Below are 15,786 nucleotides of genomic sequence, written 5' to 3'. Positions count from 1 at the left end.
GGTGATCCTGCTAAGGGCTTTCGCCGTCGGAACCGGCGTTCGAGTTATCGGGTTCAGAGGTCGCATGGCTGGGGGAAAGCCGATGCGTCTCCAGCAGGCCATAGATTGTCGGGCGGCTGACACCCAGTAGCCGCGCCGCCGCGGCGAGGCTGCCATTGCTGCGGGCCAGCGCGCGCTCGATCGTCGCGCGCTCCGCCCGCAACCGTGCCGCGCGGAGGTCCAGGTCGGTATCGGACTGCGTGGCCGGGGGCGAGAGCTCCAGGTCTGCCGCGGTGACGGTCTGGCCTTCCGCCATCAGCGCCGCGCGGCGGACGCGGTTGCCCAACTCCCGCACATTGCCCGGCCAGCGATGGGCGGCGACGGCCTCCGCGGCCGAGGCATCCAGCCCGCGCAGGCGCCGGCCGAATTCCCGCGTGTAACGCGCCAGGAACCAGCGGGCGAGCAGGAGCGAATCCTCGCCACGCTCGCGCAGCGGCGGGATGCGGATGGTCAGCGAATTCAGCCGGTAGAGCAGGTCGGCGCGGAAGCGGCCATTCTCCGCCTGCTCCTCCAGCGGCTGGTTGGTGGCGGAGACGACGCGCACATCGACGCGGATGGGCGTGCGGCCGCCGACACGCTCGATCACCTGGTCCTGCAGGAAGCGCAGCAGCTTGGCCTGCAGGGCAGGGGGCAGGTCGCCCACCTCGTCCAGGAAGAGCGTGCCGCCATTGGCGGCTTCGATGCGCCCGGCCACCGACTTCACCGCCCCGGTGAAGGCGCCGCGCTCATGCCCGAAGAGTTCGCTCTCCAGCAGCGGCTCGGGGATGGCGGCGCAGTTGATGGCGACGAAGGGCTTGCGCGCGCGCGGGCCCATGTCGTGCAGCGCGCGCGCCAGCGCCTCCTTGCCCGTGCCGCTCTCGCCAAGCAGCAGGACAGGCACGGAGACCTGGCTCAGCCGCTCGATGGTGTGGCAGATCCGCAGCATCCCCTCATCGGCCGTGACGATGTCACGGATCGGGCTGGGGCGAGGCATGGAGGCGAGGCGAAGATTTTCCTCCTCCAGGGCCCTCAGGCGCAGGGCGCGGTCGACGATGGTCCGCAGCACGGCCAGATCCACCGGCTTCTCGCAGAAATCATAGGCGCCGAGCGCGATGGCGCGCAGCGTATGCTCCCGCTGCCCCTGGCCACTGGCGACGATGATGGGCATGCCCGGGCACAGCCGGCTGAGCATGGCCAGCGTAGCGAATCCTTCACTGACACCTTCAGCATCCGGCGGAAGGCCGAGATCCAGCAGCGCAGCGGTCGGCTGCTCGGCACGCGCAGTCACTTCGGCCTGGCGGCGGTCGCCGGCCAACAATACACGGCAGTTCGGGAAGGCCCAGCGATACTGGGCGCTCAGGGCCGTGTCGTCCTCGATAATCAACAGCTTCGGACGACTCATGGTAGTGCCGCCTCCATTTCAGTTTTGCCAGTCGCGGCAGAGTTATCCAGAACGGGCAGTGTCAGGCGCATGGTGGTGCCGAGGCCCGGACAACTCGACACCGACAGATCTCCGCCGGCCCGCCGCAGCAACTCCCGCGCCTGCCAGGCGCCGATGCCGCTGCCGCCGGGCTTCATGGTCGCCAGCGGGCGGAACAGCCCGTCGCGAATGAATTCCGGCGTCATGCCGCTGCCGCGGTCGATGATTTCCACCGCCACCCGCCTCTCCCCATTCCAGACGCGCACGCGCACGGGCTCGGTAGGGGCGGAAGCTTCGGCGGCATTGTTCAGCAGATGCGTCACCGCCGCATCGAAGGATTCCGGCGGGATGGCCACACGCTGCGGCTGCCGGCCATCATCCTCGATTTGAAGGGGATGCGCCTGTTGCGCCGCCAGGACACGCAGACGGGTCAGCGGCTCGACCCCCTCCACGGTGCCGGAGGCCGAGACCTCCGGCTGCCGCAGACGGGCGATGAGAGTATTGATCCGTGCCGCAGAGGCACGAACAGTAAGAAGCATGTCGCGCTGGAACTCCGGATCCTGGATGTTTTCATCGGCATTGGCCAGAAGCAGGGTGAGCTGGCTGGCCACGTTCTTCACGTCATGGGCCATGAAGGCGAAGCGCTGTGCATGGTCCTGCAGGTGCTGCTGTTCGCTCAGCCGCTCGGCATTGCGCCGCTCGGCCAGGAACATGGCAACCTCCCGCCCCAGGCTACGCAACAGGTCGAAGACCTCGCCGTCCAGTGGCAGGGCCGCGCGGGGCGGGGCCAGCAGCACGACGCCCATCAGGCCTTCGCGGTGATGCGCCAGCGGCACCGCCAGCCAGAGCGGGCCGCAGAACGCCCGCAGCTCCGGCACATCCTCCGGCGTCAGCGGAACGATCCAGTTGCCCTCGCGCATCTGTGCAATCAGCGGATGGTCCTCGGCGAGGCCGCAGGTCTCGGCGGGAAGATTCCAGGAACCGGCCCAGTTCAGGCCGGGCTCGCCCGGCTCACGCAGCAACAGCATGCCGGCGGGGCTGTCGGCGGGGTCGGCGATGGCACGGATGGCGCGCAGGGGGGCGGCCATACCGGGCGCCGAGAGGGTGTTCACGCAGCGCAGCCATTCCTGCCGATAGTCGTAGCGGGCAGGGAAGAAGTGATCGACCACATAGCGGCGCAGACGGGAGCGCACGGACCGCGCGGTGCTGCCGACGGCCAGCGCCATGGCGGTGGCGGCCCAGATCCCCAGCTCCATCGCCTGCGCCCAATCGGCGTCCAGGTGGCGCAGTGCCTCGCCCACCGCACCGACGGCCAGCAGGAAGCTGCCGGCGACCAGCAGCGTCGCGCCGTGGAAGACGACATCGCGTGACACCGGCGGGTTGCGGCGCCAGCGCCGGTCCCGCATCGCGCCCAGTGCCAGCAGCGGCGCCGCCAAGGCGGTGAGCACCGCGCGCCCATCCGCCAGCGTGGGGGAGAGGCTGCGCGACAGCGCGGCCTGGGCATAGAGCAGCACGTCGAAGGCCGCGAGGCCACCCAGCGCGATGCAGGGCAGGACCACATGCCAGCGCGTGGAATCGTCGGCATTACGGTAGAGATTCTCGGCCAGAAGCACGACCAGCAACACCAGCGCCAGCCGCGTGAGCACTACGGGCGAGCCAAGAGCCGGCCAGGTCAGGGCTTCCGCCACTTCCGGCACCAGCGTGGCCCAGGCGAGCAGCGCCGTGACGGCGCCTGCCAGGGCGAAGCGGCGCAGCAGCGGCCGCGCCCGCAGGCCGCCGATGAAGCGCCCGGCGGAGAGCAGCATCGCGAACCAGAGAGCGGCGCGCAGGATCTCCAGCGCCCCGGCCAGGCCGGCGAAAGGTGTGGCCGGGGCCAGCGCCACCGCAGCGGCCCAGGCAGCGGCGCCCAGGCAGGTTATCGCCGGCAGCAGGGCGTGGCGGCCACGCCCGCTGCCAAGAACCAGCAGCCCCCAGGCCAAGCAGGCCGCAGCGCAGCCAGCATAGAGAACGGAGGATGCGGCGGCTGTCATCGCGCGCCTTCCTGGAGAAGGACGACGCGCACCGTGGCGACCAGGATCAGCAGATCCAGGAGAAGGCTGCGGCGGCGGACATAATAAAGGTCGTAGGCCAGCTTCATCCGCGCATCTTCGACCGAGGCGCCGTAGGGGTAGTTCACCTGTGCCCAGCCCGTGATGCCAGGCTTGACGCAGGCGCGGTCATGATAATGCGGGATGATGCGGCCCAGCTCCTCCACGAAGGAGGGGCGCTCCGGGCGCGGGCCCACGATGGCCATGTCGCCGCGCAGCACGTTGAGGATCTGCGGCAGCTCGTCGATGCGCGTCAGGCGGATCAGCCGGCCGACCCGCGTCACCCGCGAATCCTGCCGCTGGGCCCAGCGGGCAACGCCACCGGCTTCGGCATCCACGATCATGCTGCGGAACTTGGTGAGGGTGAAGACACGCCCGTTCAGGCCGACGCGCTCCTGCCGGTAGAAGATCGGGCCGGGGCTGTCGAGCTTGATGGCAAGCGCTGTGACCGCCATCACCGGCAGCGTCAGCACAAGAAGGGTCAGGCTGACGGCGATGTCGAAGGCACGCCGCAGCGCGGCCTGCACGCGCCCCTCATGCAGCCCACGCACCGTGCTCAGCCAGTCGGGCGCCAGGCGCTCGCAGACGACGCGGTTGTGGCGGCATTCGTGGAACTCGGATTCGTTCAGCACGCGCACCCCTGCGGCCTCGCAGGCCCGGCGGGCGGCGGCGTCCAGGGTGTCGCTGGGGGCGACGACGGCCCAGACACGCTGTGCCCGCAGGCTCTCCGGCCGCCGCAGCATCGACAGCACATCCGCGCCGGCGGGAAGGTTGGAAACCTCGAAGACATCCTCCCAGCTACCGGAGGAAGAGGATGTGTCAGAGATATCCTTGCTGGCGGAGGGCAGCACGAGCACCCGCCGGCGCATGAATCCGCCGCGCAGCAGAAGTACAAAGGCAACACGCGTCAGCAGCACGGCGCCGATACATCCCAGCAGCACCTCCAGCAGGATGCCGGGAGACGAGGCGCGGAGACCCTCCGGCGCCAGCAGCAGCAGGCAGAGCCAGATGGTAAGCAGAAGGAGCATGCCAGCCAGAGCAGCGCCGACGAAGAGCCGGCGGCCGCGTGACAAAGACTGAGGCTGGTAAAGGCCGCTGGCGCCGCAGACCAGGCCTGAACACACGGCCAGCATTGCAGCAATGAGCGTGACGCGGCCATGGTCCACCGGGTAACCCGGTGGAATACCGGCCGCCATCAATACATAGACAGCGAAGAAAACAGCTAGGCCCTCAAATAGATAGAGGAGGACCAGCTCAGAGCGGATGTTATGGCCGAACATGCTCGTCATCGGGGACCTCGCGGAGGGGGAGCCCATAGGCTTCGATGGCGCCTCGTTAGCATCTTTTTAACAAGTTCGGATAGAGACCAGAAAATACAAAGAATTTTCATAGAAGGTAAATTATCGATAACGGGAAGAAAAAAATTTCTGCTTACTCAAGTTCCTTACGAAAATTCATAGTAACCTTGCATATCGAGCGTCAATTTTCTGAACAGATTCTTTTAGCCGAGGTGTAAATTCTGGATTGCGGCCGGCGTCTGTTCTGTTAACGTATGCCGCGACGACGGACGGGGCCGGCCGCGGGTCGCGGCGGCCATCTATGACCGCATTAAAGGGCGAAGCAGGGCCATGCGAACGACCTCTCGTTTCATAACTGCATCATTTTGGCTGGTTTGTGCCGCCGGAATGGCTGGCTGCGCGGCTCCGGCGCAGCAGCCCGAACTGGCGGCAGGCACCACCGTTGAGGCTTCCGAGTACGTGCTCGGGCCCGGGGACGTGCTGAATGTCTTCGTGTATCGCGCTCCTGAACTGAGCGCCGAGCTGCCCATCCGGCCCGATGGCCGTATTTCCCTGCCGTTGGTGCCGGACATCACCGCCGCCGGCCAGACCCCTTCCGGCCTTGCCCGACAGATCGAAGGGCGGCTGAAGGAATATGTGCAGGACCCGAACGTGACCGTCATGGTCCGGTCCTTCGAGGGTGCGCCCAACCAGCAGATCCGCGTGATCGGCGAGGCGACGCAGCCCATGGGCATGCCCTATAAGGAAGGGCAGACGGTGCTGGACGTTATGATCAGCGCCAAGGGCCTGACCCGTTATGCCGCCGGCAACCGTGCCGAGATCATCCGCCGGGGCCCGGACGGCCGCGCCCAGAGCATTCCCGTGCGGCTCTCTGATCTGCTTCGGGACGGCGACATCAGCCAGGATCTGCCGATGCGTCCTGGCGACACACTGGTGATCCCGCAAGGTTGGTTCTGAATCATGCATATTCTTGCGACCGTTAAGCGCCAGGCGACGGTTGCCTGGCGATATCGCTGGAGGGCACTCCTGGTAGGATGGTTGGTGTGCCTCGTTGGCTGGGCAGGGGTGTACGCCATCCCCAATCAGTTCCAGTCCAGCGCCCGCATCTACGCGGATGCGGATGCCATCCTGGGTTCGCTGCTGCGCGGCATTGCCGTTGACAGCTCTCCGGCCGCGCAGGTGGAGATCCTGCAAAGGACCCTGCTCAGCCGGCCGAACCTTGAAAAAGTCATTCTTCGTACCGAACTGGACAAGCGGGTGAAGTCCCCTGCGGACCGGGATGCGATCGTGCAGCAGCTGACGCGCGACATCCGCATCGTCCCGCAGACCCGCAACCTTTTCACCATCGAGTACCGCGACCGCGATCCGCGGGTGGCGCGTGAGGTGGTGCAGACCGCGCTGAATCTCTTCATGGAAGCCGCGACCAGCACGGATCGGCAGCAGATGGAAGGCGCCCGCGCCTTCGTGCAGCAGCAGCTCTCCTCCTACGAGGTGCAGTTGCGGCAGGCCGAGCGCCGTCGTGCCGAGTTCCAGGCCCGCTACATCGACATCCTGCCGAACGATGCGCTGGGTGGCGTGTCCCGGCTGGAGGCCGCCCGTAGCCAGCTGAAGCAGGTGCAGGGCGAGTTGACGGACGCGATCGCCCGGAAAGGGCTGATTGAGAAGCAGCTGGCATCCGTGCCGCAGCGCCTGGCCTCGGAATCCCGTGGTGGTGGTGGCGGCGGTGGCGGTGGCAACAGCCGCCTGGCCGATGCGGAGCGCGAGCTGCGCGAGCTGCGGCTGCGCTTTACCGAGCAGCATCCCGACGTCATCGCTGCCCGCCGTGCCGTCGAGGCAGCGCGGGCCGAGGGCAGCAGGGGCAGCACGACCACACGCTCCGCCGGGTCCTCCTCCGAGCCCCGCTCGAATCCGCTTTATGAGGAGCTGAAAGTCCGGCTCGTGGAGGCGGAGGCGCAGATCTCCTCCCTGCAGCGGCAGGAGGTGGATGGCCGCGCCGAGGTGGAGCGCCTGGATGAAATCGCCCGTGGCGCGCCTGAGGTGCACGCGCAGTTCCTGAACCTCGACCGCGACTATAACGTGCTGCGGAAGAACTACGAGGAACTGCTGGCCCGCCGTGAGTCCATCCAGATCGCCGGCGCGGCCCGTACGAACTCGGACCGGGTGCGGCTGGAGGTCGTGGACCCGCCGACCCTGCCGGTGCTGCCAACCTCCCCTAACCGCATGCTGCTGCTCTGTGGCGTGCTGGTGGCCGGGCTGGGTACCGCGGTCCTGACGGCACTGGCCTTCGTGCAACTCGACCAGGGCTTCTACACCGTGCACGACCTCCGCAAGCTCGGGCTGCCGGTCCTGGGCGGCGTCTCCGCGACCGCACCGCGGCGCCATACTGGCGCAGCCGTGGGCTTCGCCTTTGGCGTCGTCGCACTGCTGGCCGTCTTTGGAGCTGTTCTGGCCGGGGTGCCCGGTATGATCGTGAGGATGCTGGCATGAACATGCCCTTCAGAGGGCGCGCGCATCTCGTCGAGCGCGCTGTCGAGGCGATGGGCGATTCCCAGAGCCATGTCCTTTCCGCGCCGCCGGCCGGCCAGGCCGAGGCTGCCTCCGCTACGGGGCTGCCTCCGGCGGGCCCGGCACCTGCACCGGCCGCGACGCCGGGGCTCGTCAAGCCCGTCATCTCGCTCGATCTCATGATCGCAGCGGGGCTGGTGCCGGCGCCGCCGGGCCGCCAGCGCAACCGGGTGGTGGAGGAAGTCTCCGTCGTGCAGCAGCAGGTGCTGCGCGCGGCCGAGGATGGCAGCGCGCGCAACCGCATCGTGCTGGTGACCAGTGCGCGTCCGGGCGAGGGCAAGACCTTCATGGCCCTGAACCTCGCCGCATGCATGGCCGCCAACGGTACGCGCAAGGTCGTGCTGATCGATACCGACGGCAAGCGCGGCTCCATCACCGAGGCCTTGAAGGTCGGGGATGCCGACGGCCTGCGGGGGCTGGTGGCGGGCCCTCAGGGGCAGGTGGGCCTGCCGCTGGTGCAGACCGCCATCCGCAACCTGATGTTCCTTCCCTTCGGCCGTGCCGTCGTGGCGGCGCAGCAGGTGCCGCCGGCCAATCTGATGGCCGATGCCATCGCCCGCATCGCGCGCCTGCTGCCCGATCATGTGCTGGTGCTGGACACACCGCCCAGCCTTTCCAGCAGCGATGCCAATGCGCTTTCCTCGGTCGCCGGGCAGGTGCTGATGGTGGTTGATGCCGAGCGCACCCAGCGCAATGAGGTGGAGGCCGCCCTGGACATGATCGATGCCTGCCCGCTGCTGCAGCTCGTGCTCAACCGCGTCTCCATGAGCGCCAATGACAGGTTTGGCGCCTATGGCGATTATGGGGCACCGCCCGATGCGAACTGAGGCGGCAACAGGCGGAGCGTCCGTTTCTCCGATAACGGGCGCGGGCATGCGGGTTGCCGGGGCCTGGCTCGCGGCTTCCACGGTGGTGGCGGCCGCGCTGCCGGCCGGGGCGCAGACACCGCCCTTTCCCGGCACCACGGCCCCCAGCTTCTCCATCTCGCCCGGAGAGGTGACGGAAGGCGGCTATACCGCGCCCTGGCCGGAGGCCGACCCCGTGCGCCTGAACACCTCGGGCGACCCCTTCAGCCTGCTGCTGCCGCCACCGACGCAGCAGGGGCCGGGCTGGAGCATCACACCCAGCCTGGGCGTGCAGCTGTCGGCCACTGACAATCTCTACCAGACCCGCAGAGACCGGAAGAAGGAGTTGATCACCACCATCTCCCCGGGCGTGCTGGTGACGGTGGACACGATGCGGCTGCAGGGCGTGGTCAGCTACGATCCGCAGCTGCAGTTCTACGCCTCCCAGAGCGACCAGAACGGCATCAACCATAACTTCAATGGCCAGATGCTGTTGACGCTGGTGCCGGACACATTCTTCCTGGACCTGCGCGGCAGCGCGGCCGTTCAGGCGGCGAATGGCGGCTTCAGCCCGAGCGGTAATGACGTTCTGTCCCGCGGGCAGGAGGTGCAGACCAGCAGCTTCCAGATCTCGCCTTACGCGATTCATCGCTTCGGCGGGCTGGCGACGGTGCAGGTCGGATATGCCCTGCAGCATGTCTCGCAGGATTCCATCGGCAGCCAGGTGAATGTGCCGTTGCTGCCGGGCGTGCCGCGCAACTTCTCCGATCAGCGGTTCACCGCGAACGAGATCTATGGCGTCGTCCGCACCGGAGAGGATTTCGGCAGGGTAGCGCTGGAAGGTCGGGGACAGGCCACCGAATACGATGGCACGGGCGTGCTGGACAACGCCTACCGCCGCCTCATCGCCGTCGAAGGGCGTTATGCCATCAACCGGTATATCTCCCTGCTCGGCGAGATCGGCTACGAGGCACAGCGCTATTCCGGCTTCCCGCCCTTCGAGATCTCGGAAGCCCTCTGGTCCGTCGGCACCAAGCTGACCTTGTCCGAGGACAGCTCGGTCACGGTCCGCTACGGCCACCATGGCGGCTTCAACTCGGCGCGGGTCGATGCGGCCCTGGCGTTGGGCGGGCGCACCCGCCTCTACGCCAACTATGCGGAGGAGCTGACGACGGGCAGCCAGCGCGTGGCGGACCTGCTTTCCACCACCTCGCTGGACGCGCTGGGCAATCCGGTCGATACCGCGACCGGGGCCCCGGTTCTTCTGCCCTTCGCCAATGCGCTTCTGGGCGTGCAGACGAATCTGATGCGCGTTCGCTCGGCTTCCGCCTCGGTCAGCCAGGACTGGGGGCGTGATATCTTCACCCTCACGGCATTCCGGGAGGAGCGGGAGCCTGTTTCGGTCGAGATCGGCGGCTTCGCGGAGCGCTCGCGCGGCTCCTCTGCAAGCTTCTCCTGGTCGCATGAGCTGACACGGGAGACCTCGGCCTCCGCCTATGTGCAGTATGGCAAGTTCGACAACGTGAGCTTCGGCAGCGGCGATGTCTATTCGCTTGGGCTGACGCTCATCACGCGATTTACGCCGAACCTGGCCGGCACCCTGCAGTTCGTGACCAGCAGTCGTGGCGACGACGTCACGTCTGGCCGGGCCATCCAGAACACCATCATCGCCGGCCTGCGGCAGACCTTCTGAAGGGAGGCGCAGATGCAGCTCGATTACTACGGCTTCCGCGAGCCGCCATTCCAGATGACGCCGGATGCGCGGCTCTTCTTCGCGAGTAGCGTACACCGCCGCGCCTATGCCCATCTGATGTATGGGCTGGCGCAACGCGAGGGCTTCGTCATCGTCACGGGCGAGGTGGGGGCTGGCAAGACCACGCTGGTTGAACGCCTGTGTGGCGAACTGGACCCCAATGGCTTCGTCATCGCCCGGATCAGCACGACCCAGGTGTCCAGCGACGACGTGCTCCGTCTCGTGGCCGATGCCTTCGGCGTGCCGTCCGATGGCACCAAGGCGGCGCTGCTGCTGGGCATCACCCGTGCGCTGCGCGAAGGCAGCCGGCGGCACCTGCTGATCGTGGACGAGGCCCAGGCGCTGACGCTGCCGGCGCTGGAAGAGCTTCGCATGATCTCCAATGTCACGGGCCCCGGCCATGCGCCCCTGCAGACGATCCTGCTGGGCCAGCCGCAGTTGCGGCGCATCATGGCCAGCCCCGACCTGACGCAGCTGCGGCAGCGCGTGCTGGCCTCCTTCCATCTCGGCGCGCTCTCCAGCGAGGAGACGCGGGCCTATGTCGAGCACCGCATGCGCGCGGTGGGCTGGGACGGCCGCCCGAGCTGGGAGCCGGAGGCGCTGGAGATGGTGCATCGCCACAGCGGCGGCATCCCGCGCCAGATCAACCGCCTCTGCTCCCGTGTGCTGCTGGGCGGCGCGCTGGAGAGCAGCGACCTTCTGACCGCCGACCTTGTCGAGGCGACGGCGCTGGAACTGGAGGAGGACCTGGCGGGGCTGCCGGATGACGAGCTCACCGCTCCCCGCAGCGCCGTCAGCAATGATGCGCTGGAAGACCTGACGCAGCGCGTGGAGGCGCTGGAGCGCCTGATCGCGCGGCGGGAGCGGGTGTTCAACCGCATGTCCGAGCTCTTCGCCGCTGGTGAGAGGATGCGGGGATGACTCCGGTGCTACGCAATGCCATGAGCGTGGATGTGGAGGATTGGTTCCAGGTACAGGCCTTCGCGGGCATCATTAGCCGCGATGACTGGGACAATCTGGAATTGCGCGTGGTGGAGAATACCAGCCGCGTGCTCGACCAGATGGCGGCGGCCGGCGTCCATGCGACCTTCTTCACCCTGGGCTGGGTCGCGGAGCGGCACCCCGCGCTGATCCGCCGCATCGCCGCCGCCGGGCATGAAATCGCCAGCCATGGCTATGGGCATCAGCAGGTGCATCGCATCGGCGAGGTCGCTTTCCGCGCCGATATCCGCCGCGCCAAGCAGGTGCTGGAGGATGCCGCGGGCGTCCCGGTCGCCGGCTACCGCGCGCCCACTTTCTCGATCGGTGCGCGGTCCACGCCCTGGGCGCACCGGGTGCTGGCCGAGGAAGGGCATCTCTACAGCTCCTCCGTCTTCCCGATCCGCCACGATCTTTATGGCTCCCCCGATGCGCCGCGCGGCCCCTACCGTCCGTATCGGGATGGGGTGTTGGAAATTCCGATGACCACATTGCGCGCCTTCGGCCGCAACCTGCCCTGCGCGGGTGGTGGCTGGTTCCGCCTGATTCCCTATCCCATCTTCCGCACCGCTCTACGCCGGGTGAACCGGGTCGAGCAGCGGCCGGGCATCTTCTACTTCCATCCCTGGGAAGTCGATCCGGGTCAGCCGCGCATGAACCATGCCGGCCGTCTCTCGCGCTTTCGCCACTATACGGGCCTGGACACCATGTCCGCGCGGGTAGACCAGTTGCTGCGGGACTTCAGCTGGGGCCGGATGGACGAGGTCTTCGCCGCGGCCATCGGCGGCCCGGTGGTTGAGGAGAGGGCGGCGGCATGAGTCTGCGTCTCCGTCCGTTGGAAGCCGGCCAGGAAGGCGCCTGGGACGCATTCGTGCGCGCCCGGCCGGAGGCCACCTTCTTCCATCTCAGCCCCTGGCGCCATGTTATCGAGGATGCCTTCGGCCATAGCACCCATTACACGCTGGCGGAGCAGGACGGCGCCATTGTCGGCGTGCTGCCGCTGGCGCGGATGCGTACGCGGCTGTTCGGCGATGCGCTGATCTCGACACCGTTCTGCGTCTACGGTGGCCCTGTCGCCGTGACGCCGGAGGCCGAGGCGGCGCTGGAAGCGCATGCCATGGACCTGCTGCGCAAGACCGGGGCGGAGCATCTGGAATTCCGCCAGCTGCACGCGCCCTACCGGGACTGGGATGTGCGTCCGCCGCTGCATTACACCTTCCGGAAGCCGATCACCGGTGATGCCGAGAAGGACATGAAGGCCATCCCGCGCAAGCAGCGGGCGATGGTGCGGAAGGGCATCCAGAACGGCTTGCGTTCGGTCAGCAACAGCGACACCGGCGTACTCCACCGCGTCTATGCCGAGAGCGTGCACAACCTCGGCACCCCGGTCTTCCCGCGCAAGTATTTCGACCGGCTGGCGGCTGCTTTCCCGAACGAGCACGACGTCGTCACGGTTCTGCAGGAGGACCGCCCCGTTGCCTCGGTGCTCAACTTCTATTTCCGTGAGGAAGTGCTGCCTTACTATGGTGGCGGCACCACCCTGGCGCGAAAGGTTGCCGGCAACGACTTCATGTACTGGGAAGTGATGCGCCGCGCGGGATCGGAGCGTGGCTCCCGCCTCTATGACTTCGGCCGCAGCAAATCCGGCACCGGTGCTTTCGATTTCAAGAAGAACTGGGGCTTCGAGGCGCAGCCGCTGCATTACAGCTACCGTCTTCGCCCGGGCGCCAAGCTCTCCGAGCACAATCCATCCAATCCGAAATACAAGATGATGATAGCCGCCTGGAAGCGCCTGCCGCTGCCGGTGGCCAATATCCTGGGCCCGCCGATTGTGCGTGGGCTGGGGTAAGAGGAGATATCGCCATGCGCAGGCTTCTCTTCCTTTGCCACCGGATTCCCTATCCACCCGTGAAGGGCGACAAGATTCGTGCCTGGCATATGCTGGAGCAACTGTCGCGAAGCTGGGAAGTCGATCTGGGTTGCCTGGTGGATGATCCCGCCGATATGGAGCATCTGCCCGCGCTGCGGAGCCATTGTGCCGAAGTGCGCGGAGAGCCCACCGGCCCGCGCTGGCAGGCAGCCGCGCGCGCGCTGCTCCATTGCCGGCCGGGCGCACCGCTGACGCTCGGCTGGTTCCACAGCCCGGGGCTGAAGGCCTGGGTGGACCAGGGCCTTTCCGCCAACCGCTACGATGCCATCTTCGCCTATTCCGCGGCGATGGCGCCTTATGTCTCCGGCCCCGCCGCCCGGCGTCCGGGCATGCGCCGGGTGCTGGACATGGTGGATGTCGATTCCGAGAAATGGCGCGCCTATGCCAATGACGCCCATGCGCCGATGCGCCAGGTCTGGTCCCGTGAGGCGCGCACCCTCCTGAGCTTCGAGCGCCGGGCGGCAGTGAGCTTCGACCGCTGCCTGTTCGTCTCCCGCCAGGAGGCCGCGCGCTTCGCCGAGCTGGCGCCGGAGACGGCGCCTCATCTCGACTGGGTCGAGAATGGCGTGGACATGACGGTGTTCGACGCCGGCCGCAGCTATCCCAATCCCTATACCTCCGATGCGCCCGTGGCGGTCTTCACCGGAACCATGGACTACCGGCCGAATGTGGAAGCCGTCAGCTGGTTCGCGCGGGAGGTGATGCCGCGCCTTCGGGCCATGCCGGGCCGGGCGCCGGAGTTCTTCATCGTCGGCGCCAGTCCGGCCCCTGCCGTGCGTGCCCTGGCCGAGTTGCCGGGGGTGCATGTCACGGGATCTGTGCCGGATGTGCGGCCCTATCTGGCGCATGCCTCGGTGGCGGTCGCGCCGCTGCGCATCGCCCGAGGCATCCAGAACAAGGTGCTGGAAGCCATGGCCCTGGCCAAGCCGGTGGTGGCTTCGCCCGATGCCTTCGAAGGCATCCATGCCCAGCCCGGCCGCGACCTGCTGGTGGGGGACGGCGCGGCCGAGACCGCCCGGCTGGTGGCGGAAGTGCTGGCCGGCGCGCATCCAGGCCTGGGCGCCGCGGCGCTGCGGGCGGTGCGGGCCGGGCATGACTGGGCGGCCACGCTGCGGAAGCTGGATACCATCATGGACCCCGGCGCGAAGCCGGCGCCCTTTGGCCTGAGCGCGGTGGCATGAGCATAGCCCAGTCGACGGAGAGCGTGGCGTCCTGGCGTGGCACCACCTGGCCGATGGCCGTGGCGGTGCTGGGGGCGGGGCTGGCTGTGCTGGGCCTGGCCTTCTCGACGGAAGTGGCGGCGGCCGTCGATATCTGGGACCGCTCCACCGCCTATAACCACTGCTGGCTGGTGCTGCCCCTGGCGCTGTGGCTGGCCTGGGCGCGCCGCCACCGCCTGGCCGTGCTGCGGCCCGAGCCGACGCTGCTGGCCGCCGTGCCGGCGCTGGGCGCAGGGCTGGCTTGGCTGGCGGCAGAGCGGCTGGGTATCATGGAAGGCCGGCAACTGGCGGCCCTCTCCCTGACCATCTGCTTCATCCTGGCCGTGGTGGGCTGGCGTGTCGGCCGCGCCATGGCGGCGCCGCTGCTCTACCTGTTTTTCCTCGTGCCATTCGGCGCCTTCCTGACGCCTGTGCTGCAGAAGGTGACGGCCTGGTTCATCGTCGCAGGGCTGCAGCTGCTGCAAATCCCTCATTATGCGGACGACCTGATCATCGAGATCCCGGCCGGCACCTTCCTGGTGGCCGAAGCCTGCGCGGGGCTGCGCTTTATCATCGCGGCGCTCGCCTTCGGGGCGCTCTATGGCTTCGTGATGTTCCGGAGCCTGTCCCGGCGGCTGGCGGTGATGCTGCTGGCCATCGTTGTGCCGGTGGTGGCCAATGGCCTGCGCGCCCTCGGTATCGTGCTGCTCGGCCATCATCTCGGCAGCGCGCAGGCGGCGGCGGCCGACCATCTGGTCTATGGCTGGATTTTCTTCTCCATCGTCATCCTGCTGCTGGTCGCGGCCGGGTTGCCCTTCCGCGAGGACGGGCGCCCTGCGGATGTCGCGCCAGCCGACGCGGCGGTGGTTCGCCGGCTTCCGGCTGTGCGCGGCGCGGCGCTGGTGACGGCGGCGCTGATCTGTGGACTGGTGGCCTTGGCAGGACCTTCCCTGGCGATGGCCCTGAACCGCGCCAGCGTTACAGCGGAAGCCCGGCCGGCGCCGCTTTTCGCCCCGGCGGATTGCCAGGCTGTCGGGGCTGGCACGCTGCGTTGTGGCGATGGCACCCTGCAAGTCAACATCTCCGCCTTCTCCCCGCGCAGCACCTGGTCGCAGGTCGCCTCTGCCCGCTATGAGCTGGCCGGTGACGATGACGAGGCCCTGCTGCTGACTGTAAAAAATTCCGACGCTCTCTGGCAGCTACGCCAGGATCGTGACGCTGCGCGTATCGTCGCCAGCGCCGCCTGGCTGAATGGCGAGCCCGTTGGCGACGGTTTGCGTAGCCGCTTGGCGCAGGGCTGGAACAGCCTGCGTGGCGACAACGGACGGCCAGTGCTGGTCACGCTGCTCTGGCGTCCCGACAGTGCGCGGGATGGCACCGGCGCGGTACGTGACCGCAATTGGCTGCGAAAGGTGCTGGAAGAGAAGTCCATGGACCTCGGGCAGCAGGCGGCGGAACTTTCTCGCCCAGGCTGAACACCGCGTCGGCTCCCTTTATCCCGCTGAAACGCCCGCCGCATGCATCGCATGGGCGGGTTTTTTCAGACCATCTGTCCAATAATCTGACGCACGCCGCAGCCACTTGTCGGAAAACTTTACGGTCCGCGCGGCAGCGAACGCACCTCTCCTTTATGTTGTTGATTATGAAGGGAAAAAATCTTTGGCATGGAACATGCAATACATATGGCGACGAG

General features: G+C 67.6%; 12 protein-coding genes. 9 read left to right on the top strand and 3 right to left on the bottom strand.

Translation table 11 applies throughout. The annotated features are described in order from the left end of the window. Positions 1–10: 10 nt before the first annotated feature. From prsR to IAI58_RS13650, 3 genes are read right to left on the bottom strand one after another with little or no spacing between them, the layout of a single operon-like run. Positions 11–1,420: a PEP-CTERM-box response regulator transcription factor gene (gene prsR / locus IAI58_RS13660; protein WP_207450139.1), complete on the bottom strand. Its 1,410-nt coding sequence runs from the start codon at positions 1,418–1,420 to the stop codon at positions 11–13. Next, positions 1,417–3,468 carry an XrtA/PEP-CTERM system histidine kinase PrsK gene (gene prsK / locus IAI58_RS13655; RefSeq protein WP_207450141.1) on the bottom strand — a complete coding sequence of 684 codons (2,052 nt, stop codon included), beginning with the start codon at positions 3,466–3,468 and terminating at the stop codon, positions 1,417–1,419. The genes prsR and prsK overlap by 4 nt, the downstream gene beginning before the upstream one ends. Further along, a complete protein-coding gene (locus IAI58_RS13650) occupies positions 3,465–4,721 on the bottom strand; it encodes an exopolysaccharide biosynthesis polyprenyl glycosylphosphotransferase (protein WP_237182632.1) in 1,257 nt (418 codons plus the stop codon). The genes prsK and IAI58_RS13650 overlap by 4 nt, the downstream gene beginning before the upstream one ends. A 489-nt stretch (positions 4,722–5,210) precedes the next feature. On the opposite strand from IAI58_RS13650, the gene IAI58_RS13645 reads away from it, so the two are divergent. From IAI58_RS13645 to xrtA, 9 genes are read left to right on the top strand one after another with little or no spacing between them, the layout of a single operon-like run. Continuing rightward, positions 5,211–5,780, top strand: a complete 570-nt coding sequence (locus IAI58_RS13645) for an XrtA/PEP-CTERM system exopolysaccharide export protein (RefSeq protein WP_237182626.1) — start codon at positions 5,211–5,213, stop codon at positions 5,778–5,780. 3 nt (positions 5,781–5,783) lie between these two features. After that, on the top strand, positions 5,784–7,310 hold the full coding sequence (locus IAI58_RS13640) for an XrtA system polysaccharide chain length determinant (protein WP_207450156.1): 1,527 nt from the start codon (positions 5,784–5,786) through the stop codon (positions 7,308–7,310). Then, positions 7,307–8,215 carry an AAA family ATPase gene (locus IAI58_RS13635; protein WP_207450158.1) on the top strand — a complete coding sequence of 303 codons (909 nt, stop codon included), beginning with the start codon at positions 7,307–7,309 and terminating at the stop codon, positions 8,213–8,215. The genes IAI58_RS13640 and IAI58_RS13635 overlap by 4 nt, the downstream gene beginning before the upstream one ends. Positions 8,216–8,261: 46 nt before the next feature. Next, entirely contained in the window at positions 8,262–9,926 is a 1,665-nt protein-coding gene (locus IAI58_RS13630; protein WP_207450160.1) for a TIGR03016 family PEP-CTERM system-associated outer membrane protein, read from the top strand. Between the two features lie 12 nt (positions 9,927–9,938). Further along, the gene (locus IAI58_RS13625; RefSeq protein WP_207450162.1) at positions 9,939–10,907 is read left to right on the top strand and encodes an AAA family ATPase; all 969 of its coding nucleotides are present in this window, start codon (positions 9,939–9,941) and stop codon (positions 10,905–10,907) included. After that, positions 10,904–11,782: an XrtA system polysaccharide deacetylase gene (locus IAI58_RS13620; RefSeq protein WP_207450164.1), complete on the top strand. Its 879-nt coding sequence runs from the start codon at positions 10,904–10,906 to the stop codon at positions 11,780–11,782. The genes IAI58_RS13625 and IAI58_RS13620 overlap by 4 nt, the downstream gene beginning before the upstream one ends. Further along, entirely contained in the window at positions 11,779–12,813 is a 1,035-nt protein-coding gene (locus IAI58_RS13615) for a FemAB family XrtA/PEP-CTERM system-associated protein (protein ID WP_207450166.1), read from the top strand. The genes IAI58_RS13620 and IAI58_RS13615 overlap by 4 nt, the downstream gene beginning before the upstream one ends. Before the next feature lie 14 nt (positions 12,814–12,827). After that, positions 12,828–14,075, top strand: a complete 1,248-nt coding sequence (locus tag IAI58_RS13610) for a TIGR03087 family PEP-CTERM/XrtA system glycosyltransferase (RefSeq protein WP_207450168.1) — start codon at positions 12,828–12,830, stop codon at positions 14,073–14,075. Then, positions 14,072–15,568, top strand: a complete 1,497-nt coding sequence (gene xrtA / locus IAI58_RS13605) for an exosortase A (RefSeq protein WP_207450179.1) — start codon at positions 14,072–14,074, stop codon at positions 15,566–15,568. The genes IAI58_RS13610 and xrtA overlap by 4 nt, the downstream gene beginning before the upstream one ends. Positions 15,569–15,786 lie beyond the last annotated feature (218 nt).

The organism is Roseomonas marmotae (assembly GCF_017654485.1).
In the GTDB taxonomy this organism is placed as follows: Bacteria; Pseudomonadota; Alphaproteobacteria; order Acetobacterales; family Acetobacteraceae; genus Pseudoroseomonas; species Pseudoroseomonas marmotae.
Note: the sequence above shows the minus strand (reverse complement) of the source record. Positions and strands in the feature narration are given on the sequence as shown.

Bases quoted from the DNA above. Each gene is read 5' to 3' on its own strand.
- prsR (WP_207450139.1), bottom strand. From the start codon at position 1,420: ATGAGTCGTCCGAAGCTGTTGATTATCGAGGACGACACGGCCCTGAGC.
- prsK (WP_207450141.1), bottom strand. From the start codon at position 3,468: ATGACAGCCGCCGCATCCTCCGTTCTCTATGCTGGCTGCGCTGCGGCC.
- IAI58_RS13650 (WP_237182632.1), bottom strand. From the start codon at position 4,721: ATGGCGGCCGGTATTCCACCGGGTTACCCGGTGGACCATGGCCGCGTC.
- IAI58_RS13645 (WP_237182626.1), top strand. From the start codon at position 5,211: ATGGCTGGCTGCGCGGCTCCGGCGCAGCAGCCCGAACTGGCGGCAGGC.
- IAI58_RS13640 (WP_207450156.1), top strand. From the start codon at position 5,784: ATGCATATTCTTGCGACCGTTAAGCGCCAGGCGACGGTTGCCTGGCGA.
- IAI58_RS13635 (WP_207450158.1), top strand. From the start codon at position 7,307: ATGAACATGCCCTTCAGAGGGCGCGCGCATCTCGTCGAGCGCGCTGTC.
- IAI58_RS13630 (WP_207450160.1), top strand. From the start codon at position 8,262: ATGCGGGTTGCCGGGGCCTGGCTCGCGGCTTCCACGGTGGTGGCGGCC.
- IAI58_RS13625 (WP_207450162.1), top strand. From the start codon at position 9,939: ATGCAGCTCGATTACTACGGCTTCCGCGAGCCGCCATTCCAGATGACG.
- IAI58_RS13620 (WP_207450164.1), top strand. From the start codon at position 10,904: ATGACTCCGGTGCTACGCAATGCCATGAGCGTGGATGTGGAGGATTGG.
- IAI58_RS13615 (WP_207450166.1), top strand. From the start codon at position 11,779: ATGAGTCTGCGTCTCCGTCCGTTGGAAGCCGGCCAGGAAGGCGCCTGG.
- IAI58_RS13610 (WP_207450168.1), top strand. From the start codon at position 12,828: ATGCGCAGGCTTCTCTTCCTTTGCCACCGGATTCCCTATCCACCCGTG.
- xrtA (WP_207450179.1), top strand. From the start codon at position 14,072: ATGAGCATAGCCCAGTCGACGGAGAGCGTGGCGTCCTGGCGTGGCACC.